This window comes from Streptomyces sp. NPDC002092 (assembly GCF_053593775.1).
On sequence record NZ_JBSFDG010000019.1, the window covers coordinates 127,951 to 145,346 of the forward strand.

Below are 17,396 nucleotides of genomic sequence, written 5' to 3' on the forward strand. Positions count from 1 at the left end.
CGTCCTCGCGTACGGCGACGGCTCGACCAGGTGCGCGGCCCTGGCCCGCCACCCCCGATCCTCCCACGTCCGGGCAACGGGTCCGAGCCGAGTCCGACAAACGGACAGATCAGCCCAGCTGTGCGGCTTCGCGCATGGCGGCGAGCGGGGAGCGCGGGTCGCCGGTGAACTGGCGGAACTGGAAGACGGCCTGGTGCACCAGCAGGTCAAGGCCGCCGAGCACCTGCCCGCCCCGCTGCTGCCAGGCCGCGGCAAGAGGTGTGGGCCAGGGTTCGTAGAGCACGTCGAAGAGGGTGCCGACCTGAGCGGGCAGTTGCCCGGCCAGCGCGTCGGTGCCGCCGGCGGGCGTCGTGGAGATCACCAGCGGCGCCTCGAAGGCCCGTACCGCATCGGTCCAGTCGGCCGGGCGGACCTGCACGCCGAGCCGTTCGCCCCACTGCCGCATCTCGTCCGCGCGCCGCTCGCTGCGCAGGTACACCGTGACCTCGCCGGTGCAGATCCGGGCGAGCGCGGCCAGGGCCGAGGAAGCGGTGGCACCGGCGCCCAGGATCGCCGCCGACTCGATCTTCTCCACGCCCCGCTCCTGCAGCGCCGCCACCAGGCCGGGGATGTCGGTGTTGTCGCCGACCTTCCGCCCGTCGGGACGGAACACCACGGTGTTGACCGCCTCCACCGAGGCCGCCGTGTCGGTGATCTCGTCGAGCAGCGGGATCACCGCCCGCTTCAGCGGCATCGTCAGCGACAGCCCCGCCCACTCCGGGCCGAGCTGCGCGAAGAACCCGGGCAGCGCGGCCTCGTCGATCTCGAACCTGTCGTACGACCAGTCGTCCAGGCCGAGCGCCCGGTACCCCGCGTTGTGCAGCTGCGGGGACAGGGAGTGGGCGATGGGCGAGCCGAGCACGGCCGCCCTTCGGGTCGCAGTCATCAGTTCTTTTTCCTCGACGCATTGAATTCGTCGACCAGCTTGTTGTGCTCGGCGAGCGTCTTGGTGAACTTGCTGGTCTTGCCGTCCAACGAGATGAAGTAGTACCAGCCGTCGTGCGTCGGGTCGAGCGCTCCCTTGAGCGCCTCCTCACCGGGGTTGTCGATGGGCCCCGGAGGCAGGCCCTTGACGTAGTACGTGTTGTACGGGTTGTTGTACTTCCGCAGCTCGGCAATGCCCAGGTCGATCTTGCTCTGGTTCTTGATGTAGTTGTACGTGGAGTCGAACTCGAGCGAGCCGTAGGTCTCCGGGTTGCCGGGCTTGAGGCGGTTGTAGACGACCTCGGCCATCTTGCGGAAGTCGGCGTGGCTGGTGCCTTCGGCCTGTACCAGGCTGGCCACGGTGAGCAGCTGCCACGGGCTGTCGAGGCCGAGGCTCTTCGCCTTCTTCGTAAGGCCGAGTTCCTCGTACTTGTCGTTGGCCCGGGTGACCATGTCCTTCAGGACGTCTTCGGGTTTCTGGCCCTTCGTGGCCGCGTAGCTGGAGGGGTAGAGGAATCCTTCCAGCGGATCCTTCACGTTCGGGTGGTTCAGCGCCCACGAGGGCAGACCGAGGTTCTTGTAGTCCTGCTGCGCGACCTTGGCCGTGGTGCCCGCCGCCACTCCGAGACGCGTGTCGATCAGCTTGTAGATCTGCGAGTTGCGCAAGCCCTCTCTGATGATCAGGTTGCTGCGGCTCTTCGAACTGAGCATCAGTTCGACCGCGCTCGCGGCCGACATGTGCTTCTCCAGCGTGTAGACGCCGTCCTGGATCTTCTTGCCGTCGGGGTTCGACTGCTGCGCGGAGACGAACGCGTCGACGCTCTCGACGACTCCTGCCTCCTTGAGCTTCTGCCCGATCACATAGCCACCGGCACCCTTGGGGATGGTGACTACGACCTTCTCGCCGTTTCCGTTGCCCGCGTAGTCGGCCGACGGGCCGAAACGATCCTTGTAGAAGTGGTAGCCGAAGTAGCCGACCCCGGCGGTGCCTCCGGCGAAGATCACGACCAGCACGAGGCAGGCGAGGCCGCTGCGGCGCTTCTTCGGCTTCTTGCCGCCGCGGGCCTTACGGCCTGCACGCGGATCGTCGTCCTCGTCCTCGTCGTCCTCGCGGTCGGCGAAGAAGGCGTGTTCTCCCTGGTCGGGGCCCGGGTCCCAGTCGGTCTGCGGCTCGGGCTCCGCCTGCCTGCGGCCGGGGGGCTCGGGCGGCGGGTACGCATCGGGCGTGCCGTAGTAGTCGGGCTGCTCGCCCCCGTACGCGGCGGCCTGCTGGGCATACGGGTCCGACGGATCCGTGTACTGGACGTGCGTGTGCGTGCCGGTGCCCCAGCTGCCCTGGTCGTACGACTGCTGTTGGCCCTGGCCTGCGTAGTACTGCTGGTCGTAGCCCTGGTACTGCTGCTGCGGGTACTGCTGTTGCGGGTACTGCTGTTGCGGGTACTGCTGCGCCTGACCGTATGCGGACTGTTCCCCGTTGCCCCAGTCACCGTAGTGCTGCTGCGGCTGCTCCGGATGGTGCTGTGGCTGGCCGCCGTAGGGGGACTGCGGGCCCGCCTGGGCCTGCTGTCCGCCCCATCCGTCGTTCCCGTACAACGGGTCCTCCGGATGCCACGGTTCGGAGCCTGGGCCCCGGCCATACTCAGTCATCGATCCCCTAGAGCCGCGAGGCGGCGGTTACGCGGCTTTCGGGCCGGTTCCGTCCCGCCTCTTGCTGTGCAGCCGCTGTTCGAACAGCGGCGCAGACGCGCGGAACGTTACCGTATCGCGATCAGATGACCACTTCGACGCCCTCGCCGGGTGCTTTACCTGACACCCGTTCGGATTCGAGGGCCTGCTGGAGGATGATCACAGCGGCTGCCTGGTCGATGACCGAGCGGCCCTTCTTCGACTTCACGCCCGAGGCGCGCAGTCCCTGACTGGCCGTCACCGTGGTCATCCGCTCGTCCACGAGGCGGACCGGGACGGGGGCGATGCCCTTCGCGAGTTCCTGAGCGAAGCCGCGAACCTTTACCGCCGCGGGGCCCTCGCCCCCCTTGAGGGAGCGAGGGAGGCCGACGACGACCTCGATCGGCTCGTACTCCTCGACGAGTTGCTTGAGCCGTCGGTGCGCTGCCGGGATGTCCCGGCCGGGGACCGTCTCCACCGGGGTGGCGAGGATCCCGTCGGGGTCGCACGAGGCGACCCCGATGCGGGCGTCCCCGACGTCGATCGCGAGTCGACGGCCTCTGCGCATCGTCACTTCGCGGTGTCCGTGACCAGCCGCTCGACGGCGTCCACGGCCTCGCCGATCGCGGCCGGGTTCTGGCCGCCGCCCTGGGCGACGTCCGGCTTGCCGCCACCGCCGCCGCCGAGGGTCTTGGCGGCCGTGCGGACCAGGTCACCGGCCTTGAGGCCGCGCTCGCGGGCCGCCTCGTTGGTGGCGATGACCGTCAGCGGCTTGCCGCCCGTGACCGTGAACAGGGCGACCACGGCGGCCCGGCCGCCCTGGATGCGGCCGCGCACGTCGAGGACCAGCTTGCGCAGGTCGTCGGGGGTCGTACCGTCCGGGACCTGGCCGGTGACGACGGCGATGCCGCGGATGTCCTTGGCGGACTCGACGAGACCGGCGGCGGCCTGCAGCACCTTCTCGGCGCGGAACTTCTCGATCTCCTTCTCGGCGTCCTTCAGCTTGCCGAGCATGGCGGAGACCTTCTCCGGGAGCTCCTCCGGGCGGCCCTTGATCAGCTCCTGGAGCTGGGCGACGACGGTGTGCTCACGGGCGAGGAAGTTGTAGGCGTCGACGCCGACGAGGGCTTCGATACGGCGGACACCCGAGCCGATCGACGACTCGCCGAGCAGCTTGACCAGGCCCAGCTGGGCGGTGTTGTGCACGTGCGTGCCGCCGCACAGCTCCTTGGAGAAGTCGCCGATGGTCACCACGCGGACCCGCTCGCCGTACTTCTCGCCGAACTCGGCGATGGCGCCCTGCTTCTTGGCCTCGTCGATGCCCATGATGTCGGCGCGGACGTCGAGGTCACGCGCGAGGACCTCGTTGATCTTCTGCTCGACGTCGGTCATCACAGCCGTGGGAACGGCTGACGGGGAGCCGAAGTCGAAGCGGAAGCGGCCGGGCTGGTTCTCGGAACCGGCCTGGGCGGCCGTCGGGCCGAGCGCGTCCCGCAGCGCCTGGTGGGTGAGGTGGGTGGCCGAGTGGGCGCGGGCGATGGCCGTGCGACGGCGGGCGTCGATCGAGGCGTGGGCCTTGGCACCGACGGTCACCTCACCGACCTGGACGACGCCCTTGTGGACGTAGACGCCCGGGACCGGCTTCTGGCAGTCGCGGATCTCGATGACGGCACCGGTGTCGACCTTGATACGGCCGGTGTCGCCGATCTGGCCGCCGCCCTCGGCGTAGAACGGGGTGCGGTCGAGGACGATCTCGACCTCGTCGCCCTCGGTGGCGGCCGGGGAGGAGGTGCCGTCGACCAGGATGCCGACGATCGTGGACTCGCCCTCGGTGTCCGAGTAGCCGATGAACTCGGTCTCGCCGGTCTTGTCGGCGATCTCCCGGTAGGCGCCGGCGCCGGCGTGCCCGGTCTTCTTTGCCTGGGCGTCGGCCTTGGCGCGCTCCCGCTGCTCCTTCATCAGGCGGCGGAAGCCCTCCTCGTCCACGGAGAGCCCCTGCTCGGCGGCCATCTCCAGGGTGAGGTCGATCGGGAAGCCCCAGGTGTCGTGGAGCAGGAACGCCTTGTCGCCGGCGAGGACCGTGCCACCGGAGGCCTTGGTCTCGGTGACGGCGGTGTCGAGGATGTTGGTGCCGGCCTTCAGCGTCTTCAGGAAGGCGTTCTCCTCGGCGAGGGCGACCTTCTCGATGCGCTCGCGGTCGGTGACCAGCTCGGGGTACTGCTGGCCCATCATGCCGATCACGGTGTCGATGAGGTCGAGCACGACCGGGCCGGTGGCGCCGAGCAGACGCATGTTGCGGATGGCGCGGCGCATGATGCGGCGCAGGACATAGCCGCGCCCTTCGTTGCCCGGGGTCACGCCGTCGCCGATGAGCATGACGGACGTACGCATGTGGTCGGTGACCACGCGCAGGGAGACGTCCGAGTCGTGGGCGTCGCCGTAGCGGACACCGGTCAGCTCGGTGGCCTTGTTGATGACGGCCATGGAGGTGTCGATCTCGTACATGTTCTGCACGCCCTGCAGAATCATCGCGAGTCGCTCGAGGCCGAGCCCCGTGTCGATGTTCTTGCTGGGGAGCTCGCCGAGGATCTCGAAGTTGTCCTTGCCGATGCCCTCGCCGCGCTCGTACTGCATGAAGACGAGGTTCCAGATCTCCACGTACCGCTCGTCGTTGACGGCGGGGCCGCCCTCGACGCCGAACTCGGGGCCGCGGTCGTAGTTGATCTCGGAACAGGGGCCGCAGGGTCCGGGGACGCCCATGGACCAGTAGTTGTCCTTCATGCCCAGGCGCTGGATGCGCTCCTCGGGCACGCCGACGACCTCGTGCCAGATGCGCTCGGCCTCGTCGTCGTCCTTGTAGACGGTGATCCAGAGCTTCTCCGGCTCCAGGCCGTAACCCCCCTTGTCCTGGGGGCTGGTGAGCAGCTCCCAGGCGTGCTTGATGGCGCCTTCCTTGAAGTAGTCGCCGAAGGAGAAGTTGCCGCACATCTGGAAGAACGTGCCGTGCCGGGTGGTCTTGCCGACCTCTTCGATGTCGGGCGTGCGCACGCACTTCTGCACGCTGGTGGCGCGCGGGAAGGGCGGCTTGACCTCACCGAGGAAGTAGGGCTTGAAGGGCACCATGCCGGCCGGGACCAGGAGCAGAGTCGGGTCGTCCGCGATGAGCGACGCCGAAGGGACGACGGTGTGACCGCGCTCCTCGAAGAAGCTCAGCCAGCGGCGGCGAATCTCGGCCGACTCCATCAGTGGTCCTCATTCCGGTTGTACGAGTTGTTCGAGTACGACTGGTACGTCGAGCCCTCGACGTACTTCGGGCTGTTGCGGTTCTCGATGGCGGGATACCGCCGGGGCGCGGGGAGTTCGGGGGCCGCGTTGATGCCGAGGGCCTCCCCCAGCTCCTCCTCCCGCACGGCCATGTTGTCCCGGACGTCCAGCGCGAAGCCGACCGCGCGGTCCTTGAGCCGGTGACCGGCCTCGATCGCCTTGTTGGCCGCGGAGGCGGCAAGGTTCTCGGGGGTCAGCTGCTTCAGCTTGCGATTGACCTTGGTGGTGGCCCACACACCGGCGGCGACGCCCGTGCTGAACCAGAACGTACGGCGGAACATCGCTGGTCTCAGTCCCTCTTCCCACGGAGGTTTCGCTTGCCCCGCCGCGCAGCCGGGACGGTCCGGCCCACGATCACGGTACGCCTGGACTCCTTGGCGGGCACGTCGTCCCGGCGGGCGCCCAGGGCCCGGCGGACGCCGTAGCCGAACGCCGCGACCTTGACCAGGGGGCCACCGAAGGTGGAGGCGACGGTGGTCGACAGCGCCGACGCGTTCGACGTGACCTCCTGGACGTCCGTGGCGATCGCGTCGACCCGGTCGATCTGGGTCTGTGCGGAGCGCACCGCCGCGGAGGCGTCGGCCAGCAGCGGGACGGCCTGGTCGGTCACGTCCGCCACCAGCTTGGTGGTCGCCTTGAGCGTCTGGGCCACCCTCGCCAGCGCGACGGCGAGGAAGGAGACCAGGATCGCCCAGAAGACGGCCACCAGGATCCCGGCCACCTCTCCACCGGACACCACGTGCACCCGCTCCCTGGAACATGCCTGAACATCGAAAAGTCGTAGGCCGAGCCTATCGCGCCGGGGGCGGGGCTCCGCACCGGATTACGGTCCACGCTCCGCCGAGTTGCGCGAAGCGATTGTACGGACTGAATACGGGTCAGTACGCTCCGTATCCCATGCGGGATCATCAGCTCGGCGGCAGCTCGTTGCACGGCAATCTTCCCCTGGAGCTCAATGCGTTCGTGGGACGCTCGGCCGAACTCGCCGGGCCGGCGGGGGTGCTCGGCGCGGCTCGTCTGGTGACGGTGACGGGTGCGGGCGGGGTCGGCAAGTCACGGCTCGCGGCGCGCGGCCGTGCGGTGCGCGCCGCGTGACGGGGTGTGGCGGGTGGAGCTGGCGCCGGTGCGCGATCCGGAGTTCGTCGACCACGCCGTCGTGGAGGCGCTGCGGCTGACCGATCACACCATGCGGCTGCCGCGCGAGACACTGCTCGCTCATCTCGCCGAGCGTCAACTCCTGCTCGTACTGGACGGGTTCGAGCATCTGGTGGAGGCGTGTGCCGGTCTGGTGGGCGAGTTGCTCGGGCAGCTGCCCGGGCTGCGGGTGCTCGCCGTGGGGCGAAGGCCGCTGGACGTGGCGGGTGAGCGGGTGTTTCCGCTGTCGCCGCTGGGCGAGGACGAGGCGGTCGGGCTGTTGCTGAGCCGGGCGGCCGAGCAGGGGCCGGCGGTGGCGGACGGGCCGGAGGTACGGGAGGTGTGCCGGCGCCTGGACGGCATCCCGCTCGCCGTGGAGCTGGCCGCGGGCCGGCTGCGGGCGCTGTCTCCCGGGCAGCTGCTGGAGCGGCTGGACGACCGCTTCCGGCTGCTGACCGGCGGCGGATGCGATGTGCTGCCCTGCCATCGGACCCTGCGGCTGGCCATCGGCTGGAGTCATGAACTGTGCACGCCCCAGGAGCGGTTGCTGTGGTCGCGGCTCTCGGTGTTCGCCGGGCAGTTCGAGCCGGAGGCCGTCGAGTACGTCTGCAGCGGGCACGGTCTGGAGGCCGACGACGTCCTCGACGTGCTCACCGAGTTGCTCGCGCAGTCGCTGGTCGTGCGCGAGGAGACGCCCGCGGGTGTGCGCTACCGGATGCTGGACACGGTCCGGGCGTACGGCGCCGACTGGCTGGAGGCGGCAGGGGACGCGGCCCGGCTGCGGCGGCGGCACCGCGACTGGTACCTGGGTCTTGCGACCTGGTGTGAGCTCGACCGGTTCTCGCCGCGCCAGTGGACGCGCACCTGTGCCCTGTACGTCCTGGCGTACGCGGCCTGGGCCGACGGCGACCCGGTGAGGGCTCGCACCCTGCTGACCGACTGCCTGGCCGGCGCCCACTCCTTCCACGACCTGCTCGGTTCGGTGCTGGCGGTCGAGCTGCTGGCGCTGGTCACGGCGGTGCAGGGCGATGCGGCGGAGGCGGCGGTGCTGCAGGGTGCGGCGGCCCGGATGTGGCCCTCGGTCGGTCTTCCGCTGTTCGGCTCGGCTTATTACAACGCCCCGCACGAGCTGTGCGAGGCGACGGCTCGGGAGCGGCTCGGGAACGAGCGGTACGAGGAGTGTGTGGCGGAAGGGGCCCGGCTGGTGCGGGAGGCGGCGGTGTCGCGGGCCTTGGAGCGGCCGGTGGGGGCCGTCCCGTCGCCGCGGGGGCCGGTCCGGCATGCGACGGCGAGCGTGAACATGCACGAACCCGCCGCCTCCCGCACCCACAAGGGCGGGGAGACGGCGGGCTGAGGTGGTGCTACCGCCTGCTGGTGATCAGCGGGCGTAGTACTCGACGACGAGCTGCTCGTCGCAGATCACCGGGATCTCCTTGCGGTTCGGCTCACGGTCCAGGCGGAACGCCAGGGCCTTGAGGTTCACCTGGAGGTAGCGCGGGGTCTCGCCCTCGGGGGCGAAGCCGCCCTCACGGGCGATGGAGAAGAGGGTCTTCTCGCGGCTGCGCTCGCGGACCATCACGACGTCGTCGGGACGGACACGGAAGGAAGGCTTGTCGACCTTCTGGCCGTTGACCTCGATGTGGCCGTGCACGACCATCTGACGGGCCTGGTAGATGGTGCGGGCGATGCCCGAACGCAGGACCAGGGCGTCGAGACGGCGCTCGAGCTCGATGATCAGGGCCTCACCGGTCTTGCCCTGGACCTTGGAGGCACGCTCGTAGGCGCGGACGAGCTGGCGCTCGGACACGTCGTACTGCGCGCGCAGGCGCTGCTTCTCGAGCAGACGGACCTTGTAGTCCGAGTTCTGCTTGCGGCCACGGCCGTGCTCACCCGGCGGGTAGGGGCGGGCCTCGAAGTACTTGACGGCCTTCGGGGTCAGCGCGATGCCGAGGGCACGCGACTTCTTGACCTTGGGGCGGGACTGGTTCGCCACGATCTCTCATTTCTCAGTGTTCGGCTTGTCAGAGTTGAGGGAGGTCGCATCCGCAGCCGGGGAAACCCGCCGGGTCCGTTGCCGGGCCTGGTGGGCAGCCGCTCCCCTGGTCTGGGCACATATGTGCAGCACGCGAGTGGCCCACCGACCGGTCCCGCCGTGCGGCGAGTGGTGGTGGGCTGCCCGCGACACCATTCGAACGGTGCGCGACGCTCCTGGAGCCTGGTCCGGGGACCGGACTCCGGCTGACCGTCCCGTTCTGACTGCACGGGACACAGCACTTCGAGGGATTCTACAGGTCGCTCAGGACCGCTTGCGCCCGAGGTGCTGTCTGGTCCATTCGACCGCGTCCGCGTAGCGGGCCTCGGCTCCGTGTCTGGTCGGGGTGTAGTACTCGCGGTCCTTGAGGGCGTCCGGGGCGTACTGCTGCTCGGCGATGCCTTCCGGCAGGTCGTGCGGATACACATACCCCTGCGCGTGCCCGAGCTTGGCGGCGCCCTTGTAGTGCCCGTCGCGCAGGTGCGGGGGCACCGGGCCGGCCAGCCCCTTGCGTACGTCCTCCATGGCTGCGCCGATGGCCGTCGTCGCGGCGTTCGACTTCGGGGCGAGCGCGAGGGCGATGGTGGCGTGGCTGAGGGTGAGGGCGGCCTCGGGAAAGCCGATCATGGCGACGGCCTGGGCAGCGGCGACGGCTATGGGCAGGGCGTTCGGATCGGCGAGGCCGATGTCCTCGCTGGCGGAGATCATCAGGCGGCGGGCGATGAAGCGGGGGTCCTCGCCGGCCTCGATCATGCGGGCCAGATAGTGCAGGGCGGCGTCGACGTCCGAGCCCCTGATGGACTTGATGAGGGCGCTGGCGACGTCGTAGTGCTGGTCGCCGTCGCGGTCGTACTTCACCGCCGCCCGGTCGACCGTCTCCTCCAGGGTCGTCAGGGAGACCTCCGTCTCGCCCTTGTCGAGGGCGGCTCCGGCGGCCGCCTCCAGCGCGGTCAGGGCGCGGCGGGCGTCCCCGCCGGCGATGCGCAGGATGTGGTCCTCGGTGTCCTCGGGGAGAGTGACGGCGTCCTTCAGACCGCGCTCGTCGCTCAGCGCCCGCTTGAGCAGCCCCCGGACGTCGTCGTCGGTGAGGGGTTCGAGGGTCAGCAGGAGGGAGCGGGACAGGAGCGGGGAGATCACCGAGAAGTACGGGTTCTCCGTCGTCGCCGCGATCAGGGTCACCCAGCGGTTCTCGACGGCGGGCAGGAGGGAGTCCTGCTGGGCCTTGCTGAAACGGTGGATCTCGTCGAGGAAGAGGACGGTCTCCTTGCCGAAGCCGCCCGTGGCCCGGCGGGCGCCGTCGATGACCGCGCGGACCTCCTTGACGCCCGCGGTGATCGCCGACAGTTCGACGAAGCGCTTGTTGGTGGCCTTGGAGACGACGTACGCCAGGGTCGTCTTGCCGGTGCCGGGCGGGCCCCAGAGGATCACCGAGGACGGTCCCGCGGGGCCGCCCGCGCCCTCGCCGACCAGGCGGCGCAGGGGGGAACCGGGCTTCAGCAGGTGCTGCTGGCCCACCACCTCGTCGAGGGTGCGCGGGCGCATCCGCACCGCCAGGGGGCTCCCGGTCGGGTCCTTCTCCTGGCGTTCTTCTGCGGCTGCGGTGAACAGGTCGGGCTCCACGTCAAGAACCCTAAATCACGGCACTGACAATCCCCTCGGGCGCCGGGAAGCCGGGGCCCGGAAGCAGGGGCTCAGCTGGTCCAGAAGTCCCACCAGCGGGTCAGCACCAGCATGCCGATGATGCCGACGTGCAGTACGGGCAGCACCCAGGTGAACTCGCCGAAGAAGCTCTTCAGCCAGCGCGGGGCGGGCAGGAAGCTGTTGCGGATGTTGAACGAGGTCACGTACCAGAACATGGTGATCGTCGCGACCCAGGCCAGGGAGCACCACAGGCACAGTGCGTTGATGCGGTACAGCGACTGGAACTGCAGCCAGGTGCAGAAGCCCACGCCGAAGAGCGTGCCGAAGTTGAAGGTGAGCCAGTACCAGCGCGGGAAGCGGGCGCGGGCCAGCAGGCTCATGCCGACGCAGATGACGATGCCGTAGCAGACCAGGCCCAGCATCGGGTTGGGGAAGCCGAAGGCGGCGGCCTGCTTGGACTCCATCACGCTGCCGCAGGAGACGACCGGGTTGAGGCTGCATCCCGGGGTGAAGGTCTTGCCCTCGACCTTGGCCTCGAGCAGCTTGAACTTGTCGATCGTGATGACCCACGCGGCGAGCAGACCGGCCGCGCCCGTGATGATCAGCAGCAGGGCGAAGGCCCGGCTGCCCCCCACTGTGCGTGATCCCTCGGGGCTGTGGTCCCCGGCGGGTCCGGGCTCGGTGGAGACGTCTTTGACTGTGGTCTTGCTCATCACGCCGATTCCGTCTGCTTGAGAGTTGGACCTTCTTCGGGCAGGGGCCATTGTGCCGCACCAATGCCACTGTCCACCGTTCGGTGGACATAAGGAAGTACGCAAGGTCGTCCCGGAGCGTTCGGTTCCGGCCGAGGCTGAACGGCATGACAGCACACGCGAACGAACTCGCGGTGGACGTACGGGGGCTGCGCAAGCAGTACGGGGACGTGACCGCAGTGGACGGCATCGATCTGGGCATTCGGCGTGGCGAGGTGTTCGGCCTGCTGGGACCCAATGGCGCGGGCAAGAGCACCACGGTGGAGATCCTCCAGGGCAACCGCACGCGGGACGCGGGCGAGGTGTCGGTGCTCGGCTCGGACCCGGCGACCGGCACGCGCGCGTGGCGGTCACGTGTCGGAATCGTCTGGCAGGACGAATCGGCGCCCGCCGAGTTGACGGTCCGCGAGACCGTACGGCACTTCGCCCGCTACTACCCGCGTCCGCGCGACCCGGAGGAGGTCATCGGCCTGGTGGGTCTGGAGGCGAAGGCGACCAGCCGGATCAAGGCGCTCTCCGGAGGTCAGCGGCGGCGCCTCGACGTCGCCCTGGGGGTCATCGGCGACCCCGAGCTGCTGCTTCTGGACGAGCCGACGACCGGTTTCGACCCGGCGGCCCGGAGGCAGTTCTGGGAGCTGATCAGGCTGCTGTCCGACGAGGGCACGACGATCCTGCTGACCACGCACTATCTGGAGGAGGCGGAGGCGCTCGCCGACCGGCTCGCCGTCGTCGCCAAGGGGCAGGTCGTCGCCGAGGGCGAGCCCGCCGCCCTGCGGGAGCGGTACGGCACGGAGGCCACCGTCGAGTGGACCGAGCCGGACGGCGTCATCCGCACCGAGCGCACCGCCACCCCGACCAGGGCGGTCGCCGAGCTCATGCGCCGCTTCGACGGCGAGATCCCGGGCCTGAAGGTGGCCCGCCCCACCCTGGAGGACGTCTACCTCCGGCTGACCGGGCAGGAGGACGCGCGATGACCGCGACCGCCGTACGGACCAGGGCCGAGGTGCCCGCCCAGCGGCTGCCGGGAGCCTGGGGGCTGGGCCTGCGCCGCGGCGCGCTGGAGATCAAGCAGTTCTTCCGGCAGCGCGACCAGGTGGTGTTCACGTTCGCGTTCCCGGTCGTGTTCCTCTTCCTGTTCGCGTCGATCTTCCACGACGATGTCCACGGCTCCGGCGTCACCGCCTCCCAGCTGTACGTTCCCGCGATGATGGCCTCCGGCATCATGTCGACCAGCTTCCAGTCGCTGGGTATCTCGATCGCGGTCGAACGGGACGAGAAGGTGCTGCGCCGGCTGCGCGGCACACCGATGCCTCCGTCGGCGTACTTCCTGGGCAAGATCTGGCTGGTTCTGTTCACGGGTGTCGTGGAGACGGCGATCCTCCTCCTCGTCGGCACCACCTTGTACGGCGTGGACCTGCCGTCGGACGCGTCCCGGTGGTTCGACTTCGCGTGGATCTTCGTCCTGGGGCTGACCGGGTGCGCGCTGCTCGGCATCGCGATCAGCTCGGTGCCCAAGTCGGCGAAGAGCGCGAGCTCGGTGGTCGTACTCCCCTTCCTGGTCCTGCAGTTCATCTCCGGGGTGTACATCTCCATCAACACCATCCCGGACTGGATGCTGAACATCGGTGCCCTGTTCCCGCTGAAGTGGCTGTGCCAGGGTCTTCGGGGCGTGTTCCTGCCGGATTCCGCGCGGGTCCTGGAGCAGGCCGGGAGCTGGGAGTTCGGGAAGGTCGCGCTGGTGCTGGCCGCCTGGTGCGTCGGAGGATTGGTGCTGTGTCTGCTGACCTTCCGCTGGAAGACCCGGCGCGACGGATGAACCGTCCAGGGGTGGCCCGTGAGGAGCACGCCTGGGACCGGACGATACGGCTCTGGGACGGGTACTTCGCGGTCGTCTGGGCGGCCACCCTCGCCTTCGTGCTCGCCGCGGCCCACCCGGGACTCCCGGTGCGTGCGGTCGCGGCGGCGCTGCTCGTCCCGTTGGTGCCCTGGTACGTGCTGGTCGGGCGCCCGATGCTCCAGGAGGACCCGCCGGGCCAGGGGCGGGCGGTGCGCTACCTCGCCGGCGCCGTCGCGCTGTTCCTGCCCTCGGCCGTCCTGGTGGGCGAGACAAGATTGATGGCGTTCGCGCTCATCCCCCAGTGCTTCATGACCCTGCGGATGCGGTGGTCCCTGGTGGCCGTCACCGTGATCAACCTGCTGCCGGTCGCGGGCTGGGCGTTGCTGTGGCGGCCCAGCGGCGAGGATCTGTTCGCCAACGCCCTGTTCTCGCTGGTGACCCTCGCCTTCTCGGTGGCGATCGGCGGCTGGATCATCAGGATCATCGAACAGAGCATGGAACGGGCCGATCTGATCGCCGAGTTGGACGCGAGCCGGCACGAGATCTCCCGGCTCTCCGCCGCACACGGTGCCCTCACCGAGCGCGAGCGCATGGCCCGCGAGATCCACGACACCCTCGCGCAGGGCTTCACCAGCCTGCTGATGCTGATCCAGGCGGTGGAGGCCGAACTCGACAACGACGTCCCGCAGGCCCGCCGCCATCTGGCGCTGATGGACGAGACGGCCCGGCAGAACCTGGCCGAGGCCCGCGCCCTGGTCGCCGGTGCCGCGCCCGCCGACCTCGACGGCAGCTCCCTCCTGGACGCCCTGCGCCGCCTGGCCGCCCGTCACGAGGCGACGCTGGAGGTGCAGGGCCCTGTGCGCCCGCTGCCCGCCGCTCCCGAGGTGGTGGCCCTGCGCTCCTGCCAGGAGGCCCTGGCCAACGCCCGTAAGCATGCCGGGAGTTCGGCGTCGGTGGGCATCGCGCTCGGGTACTCCGACGACACGCTCACCGTGTCCGTACGGGACGACGGGTGCGGCTTCGACCCCGGCGCCCCGTGCGACGGCTACGGTCTGGCGGGGCTGCGCGCCCGGGCCGGCGAGGTCGGCGGGACGGCGCGGATCCGCAGTGCACCGGGGGACGGCACGACGGTGACGGTCAGCCTGCCCGTATCGCTGCCCCTATCACCGGGGAGGAGCTCATCGTGATCCGGATCGTCATGGCCGACGACCACCCCGTCGTACGGGAGGGCCTACGGGCGATGCTCAGCGCCGAGCCGGACCTGGAGGTCGTCGCCGACGCGGCGAGCGGCCCGCAGGCGGAGGCGCTCGCGGCCGAACTGCGGCCCGACATCGTGCTGATGGACCTGCGGATGCCGGGCGGCGGGGGCGTGGACTCGATCGTGCGGATGGGCGAGGCGGGGCTGCCGTGCCGTGTGATCGTCCTGACGACGTACGAGACGGACCGGGACATCCTGCGGGCGGTGGAGGCGGGAGCGGCGGGCTACCTGCTCAAGGACATGCCGCGGGCGGAACTGGCGGAGGCGGTGCGGGCGGCTGCGCGCGGCGAGACGGTGCTGGCGCCGTCGGTGGCGGCCCGGCTGGTCGACCAGCTGCGCACCCGGCCGGAGCGGCCGCGGCTGTCGGAGCGGGAGGCGGCGGTGCTGCGGCTGGTGGCGGAGGGGTGTACGAACGCGGAGATCGGGCGGCGGCTGTTCATCGGCGAGTCGACGGTGAAGACCCATCTTCTGCGGGCCTTCGGCAAGCTGGGGGTGGACGACCGGACGGCGGCGGTGACGAGCGCAATGCGGTTCGGTTTGCTCGACTGAACTTTTGCGCCCCCGCCGCCCCTTCCCCTCCCGACCCGGGGGCCAGCCCCCGGACCCCCGCTCCTCAAACGACGGAGGGGCTATTTCCAGCCCGTCCGGCGTTTGAGGACGAGGCCGTTCAGGCCGAACGGGGGTCTGGGGGCAGAGCCCCCAGGGACGGGAATGGGAAGGGGCGGCGGGGGCGAAAACCCTCAGCCCAGCCTCGACTCCAGCTCCGCCACGATCTCGTTCACGCCAACCGCAGCCTGCTCACCGGACTCCATGTCCTTGAGCTGCACGACGCCCTCGGCCAGGTCACGTTCGCCGGCGACGATCGTGTAGCGCGCACCACTGCGGTTGGCGTTCTTCATCGCACCCTTGAGCCCCTTGGCCCCGTACGAGAAGTCCGCCGCGACGCCCAGCTTGCGCAACTCGGTGACCTTGGCGAACAGCACACGACGTGCCTCCTCGCCGAGCGGCACCGCGAACACGCTGGTCGTGGAGGGGAGTTCGAGCTCGACCCCCTCCGCTTCCAGGGCGAGGACCGTGCGGTCGACGCCCAACGCCCAGCCGACGGACGGAAGCGCCGGACCGCCGATCATCTCCGACAGTCCGTCGTAGCGGCCGCCGCCGCCCACCGCGGACTGGGAGCCCAGACCGTCGTGGACGAACTCGAAGGTGGTACGCGTGTAGTAGTCCAGGCCGCGCACCAGCTTGGGGTCGTCCTCGAAGGCGACGCCCGCCGCCGTGATCAGCTCACGGACCTCCTCGTGGTACGCCTTGCAGGCGTCGCAGAGGTAGTCGCGGAGCAGCGGGGCGTCACCCAGCTGCTTCTGGACCGACTCACGCTTGTCGTCCAGGACGCGCAGCGGGTTGATCTCGGCACGGCGGAGGGTGTCCTCGTCGAGGTCCAGACCGCGCAGGAAGTCCTGCAGCGCGGCCCGGTAGACGGGACGGCACTCCTTGTCGCCCAGGCTGTTGAGCAGGATCCGGAAGTTGCTCAGCCTCAGCGAGCGGTACGCCTGGTCGGCCAGGATGATCAGCTCGGCGTCCAGCGCCGGATCCTCCGCACCGATCGCCTCGGCGCCGACCTGCGAGAAGTGCCTGTAACGGCCCTTCTGCGGGCGCTCGTAGCGGTAGTAGGAGCCCGAGTACCAGAGCTTGACCGGCAGGTTGCCCAGCTTGTGCAGGTTGGCCTCCAGCGCCGCGCGCAGCACGGACGCCGTGCCCTCGGGACGCAGGGCGAGCTGGTCGCCGCCCTTGGTCTCGAAGGCGTACATCTCCTTGGTCACGATGTCGGTGGACTCGCCGACACCGCGTGCGAAGAGCTCCACGCTCTCGAAGCCGGGGGTCTCGATGTAGCCGTAACCGGAGTTGCGCAGCGGCGCGGCGATCGCCTCGCGGACCGCCAGGAACTTGGCGCTGTCCGGCGGGATCAGGTCGTACGTGCCCTTGGGGGCCTTGAAGGTGCTCACGGAAAGTCTCGTCACATTCCTCGTCGGGGAGCGTCGACATCCGCTCCCTGGCCGGCGACGGCCACCTGCCGCAGATACGGGTTGGTGGCGCGCTCCTGGCCGATGGTCGTCTGGGGGCCGTGGCCGGACAGCACCACGGTCGAGTCCTCGAGGGGCAGGCACACGCGGGCCAGCGAGTCGAGCATCTCGGCCATGTCACCGCCGGGCAGGTCGGTGCGTCCGATGGAGCCGGCGAAGAGCAGATCCCCGGAGAAGAACACGGAGGGGATCTCCGTGGTCTCGGGCATCTGGAAGGTCACCGACCCCTTGGTATGGCCGGGCGCGTGCGCGACGGAGAACTCCAGGCCCGCGAGCGCCAGCTTCGCGCCGTCGGTCAGCTCCTTGACGTCGTCGGGCTCCCCCACCGTCAGCTCGCCCATCAGCTGCATGCCGATGGAGCGGCCGAGGGCCTTCTCGGGGTCCGCCATCATGTAGCGGTCCTCGGGGTGGATCCAGGCCGGTACGTCGTGCGCGCCGCACACCGGGACGACCGAGGCCACATGGTCGATGTGGCCATGGGTGAGGACGACCGCGACGGGCTTGAGCCGATGCTTCTTCAGCGCTTCCTCGACTCCTTGGGCGGCCTGATGGCCCGGGTCGATGATCACGCACTCCTCACCGGCGGCGGGGGCGACGAGATAACAGTTCGTCCCCCAGGCCCCGGCGGGGAACCCGGCAATGAGCACGATCGTCCTTCGTTGTGTCGATACGGGCGGCTGCTGCTGACCTCAGAGCCTACCGGCGCTGC

At 69.8% G+C, this 17,396-nt stretch carries 15 protein-coding genes and 1 pseudogene; 5 read left to right on the top strand and 11 right to left on the bottom strand.

The features are described from left to right. Positions 1 to 109: 109 nt before the first annotated feature. The 6 genes from ACWCRD_RS36010 to ACWCRD_RS36035 all read right to left on the bottom strand — a co-directional run bounded on the left by ACWCRD_RS36010 (position 110) and on the right by ACWCRD_RS36035 (position 6,688). Positions 110 to 925, bottom strand: coding sequence for a shikimate dehydrogenase (locus ACWCRD_RS36010; protein WP_450969922.1), 816 nt, complete (start codon positions 923 to 925; stop codon positions 110 to 112). Further along, positions 925 to 2,610, bottom strand: coding sequence for an endolytic transglycosylase MltG (gene mltG / locus ACWCRD_RS36015; RefSeq protein WP_450969923.1), 1,686 nt, complete (start codon positions 2,608 to 2,610; stop codon positions 925 to 927). The genes ACWCRD_RS36010 and mltG overlap by 1 nt, the downstream gene beginning before the upstream one ends. Before the next feature lie 121 nt (positions 2,611 to 2,731). Further along, positions 2,732 to 3,196, bottom strand: coding sequence for a Holliday junction resolvase RuvX (gene ruvX, locus ACWCRD_RS36020; protein ID WP_275774424.1), 465 nt, complete (start codon positions 3,194 to 3,196; stop codon positions 2,732 to 2,734). A gap of 2 nt (positions 3,197 to 3,198) precedes the next feature. Further along, positions 3,199 to 5,871 (bottom strand): alanine--tRNA ligase, encoded by a 2,673-nt coding sequence (gene alaS / locus ACWCRD_RS36025; protein WP_450969924.1) that lies wholly within the window; start codon positions 5,869 to 5,871, stop codon positions 3,199 to 3,201. Continuing rightward, the gene (locus ACWCRD_RS36030) at positions 5,871 to 6,233 is read right to left on the bottom strand and encodes a hypothetical protein (RefSeq protein ID WP_450969925.1); all 363 of its coding nucleotides are present in this window, start codon (positions 6,231 to 6,233) and stop codon (positions 5,871 to 5,873) included. The genes alaS and ACWCRD_RS36030 overlap by 1 nt, the downstream gene beginning before the upstream one ends. 8 nt (positions 6,234 to 6,241) lie before the next feature. Then, positions 6,242 to 6,688 (bottom strand): DUF948 domain-containing protein, encoded by a 447-nt coding sequence (locus tag ACWCRD_RS36035; RefSeq protein WP_351466611.1) that lies wholly within the window; start codon positions 6,686 to 6,688, stop codon positions 6,242 to 6,244. A 161-nt stretch (positions 6,689 to 6,849) separates the two neighbouring features. Here ACWCRD_RS36035 and ACWCRD_RS36040 point away from each other — a divergent pair. Beyond that, positions 6,850 to 8,440 (top strand): annotated as a pseudogene (locus ACWCRD_RS36040) (ATP-binding protein). 24 nt (positions 8,441 to 8,464) lie between these two features. Here the strand turns inward: ACWCRD_RS36040 and rpsD are convergent. From rpsD to ACWCRD_RS36055, 3 genes are all read right to left on the bottom strand, one after another. Continuing rightward, entirely contained in the window at positions 8,465 to 9,079 is a 615-nt protein-coding gene (gene rpsD, locus ACWCRD_RS36045; RefSeq protein WP_015661793.1) for a 30S ribosomal protein S4, read from the bottom strand. A gap of 303 nt (positions 9,080 to 9,382) precedes the next feature. Next, a complete protein-coding gene (locus ACWCRD_RS36050) occupies positions 9,383 to 10,738 on the bottom strand; it encodes a replication-associated recombination protein A (RefSeq protein WP_450969926.1) in 1,356 nt (451 codons plus the stop codon). A gap of 71 nt (positions 10,739 to 10,809) precedes the next feature. Next, entirely contained in the window at positions 10,810 to 11,472 is a 663-nt protein-coding gene (locus tag ACWCRD_RS36055) for a vitamin K epoxide reductase family protein (protein WP_450969927.1), read from the bottom strand. A 146-nt stretch (positions 11,473 to 11,618) separates the two neighbouring features. Between ACWCRD_RS36055 and ACWCRD_RS36060 the strand changes: the two genes are divergently transcribed. From ACWCRD_RS36060 to ACWCRD_RS36075, 4 genes are read left to right on the top strand one after another with little or no spacing between them, the layout of a single operon-like run. After that, on the top strand, positions 11,619 to 12,485 hold the full coding sequence (locus ACWCRD_RS36060; protein ID WP_450969928.1) for an ABC transporter ATP-binding protein: 867 nt from the start codon (positions 11,619 to 11,621) through the stop codon (positions 12,483 to 12,485). Next, positions 12,482 to 13,327: an ABC transporter permease gene (locus ACWCRD_RS36065; protein ID WP_450969929.1), complete on the top strand. Its 846-nt coding sequence runs from the start codon at positions 12,482 to 12,484 to the stop codon at positions 13,325 to 13,327. The genes ACWCRD_RS36060 and ACWCRD_RS36065 overlap by 4 nt, the downstream gene beginning before the upstream one ends. After that, positions 13,324 to 14,535: a sensor histidine kinase gene (locus ACWCRD_RS36070; protein WP_450969965.1), complete on the top strand. Its 1,212-nt coding sequence runs from the start codon at positions 13,324 to 13,326 to the stop codon at positions 14,533 to 14,535. The genes ACWCRD_RS36065 and ACWCRD_RS36070 overlap by 4 nt, the downstream gene beginning before the upstream one ends. Further along, positions 14,532 to 15,155, top strand: coding sequence for a response regulator (locus ACWCRD_RS36075; protein WP_450969930.1), 624 nt, complete (start codon positions 14,532 to 14,534; stop codon positions 15,153 to 15,155). The genes ACWCRD_RS36070 and ACWCRD_RS36075 overlap by 4 nt, the downstream gene beginning before the upstream one ends. A gap of 191 nt (positions 15,156 to 15,346) precedes the next feature. Here ACWCRD_RS36075 and hisS read toward each other — a convergent pair whose 3' ends face one another. Together hisS and ACWCRD_RS36085 are read right to left on the bottom strand one after the other, a co-directional pair. After that, a complete protein-coding gene (gene hisS / locus ACWCRD_RS36080) occupies positions 15,347 to 16,609 on the bottom strand; it encodes a histidine--tRNA ligase (RefSeq protein WP_450969931.1) in 1,263 nt (420 codons plus the stop codon). A gap of 11 nt (positions 16,610 to 16,620) precedes the next feature. Next, a complete protein-coding gene (locus ACWCRD_RS36085) occupies positions 16,621 to 17,334 on the bottom strand; it encodes an MBL fold metallo-hydrolase (RefSeq protein ID WP_450969932.1) in 714 nt (237 codons plus the stop codon). Positions 17,335 to 17,396 lie beyond the last annotated feature (62 nt).

Coding starts and splice junctions, on each gene's coding strand:
- ACWCRD_RS36030 (WP_450969925.1), bottom strand. CDS start 6,233: ATGTTCCGCCGTACGTTCTGGTTCAGCACGGGCGTCGCCGCCGGTGTG.
- ACWCRD_RS36070 (WP_450969965.1), top strand. CDS start 13,324: ATGAACCGTCCAGGGGTGGCCCGTGAGGAGCACGCCTGGGACCGGACG.
- ACWCRD_RS36055 (WP_450969927.1), bottom strand. CDS start 11,472: ATGAGCAAGACCACAGTCAAAGACGTCTCCACCGAGCCCGGACCCGCC.
- alaS (WP_450969924.1), bottom strand. CDS start 5,871: ATGGAGTCGGCCGAGATTCGCCGCCGCTGGCTGAGCTTCTTCGAGGAG.
- ruvX (WP_275774424.1), bottom strand. CDS start 3,196: ATGCGCAGAGGCCGTCGACTCGCGATCGACGTCGGGGACGCCCGCATC.
- ACWCRD_RS36065 (WP_450969929.1), top strand. CDS start 12,482: ATGACCGCGACCGCCGTACGGACCAGGGCCGAGGTGCCCGCCCAGCGG.
- ACWCRD_RS36010 (WP_450969922.1), bottom strand. CDS start 925: ATGACTGCGACCCGAAGGGCGGCCGTGCTCGGCTCGCCCATCGCCCAC.
- mltG (WP_450969923.1), bottom strand. CDS start 2,610: ATGACTGAGTATGGCCGGGGCCCAGGCTCCGAACCGTGGCATCCGGAG.
- ACWCRD_RS36060 (WP_450969928.1), top strand. CDS start 11,619: ATGACAGCACACGCGAACGAACTCGCGGTGGACGTACGGGGGCTGCGC.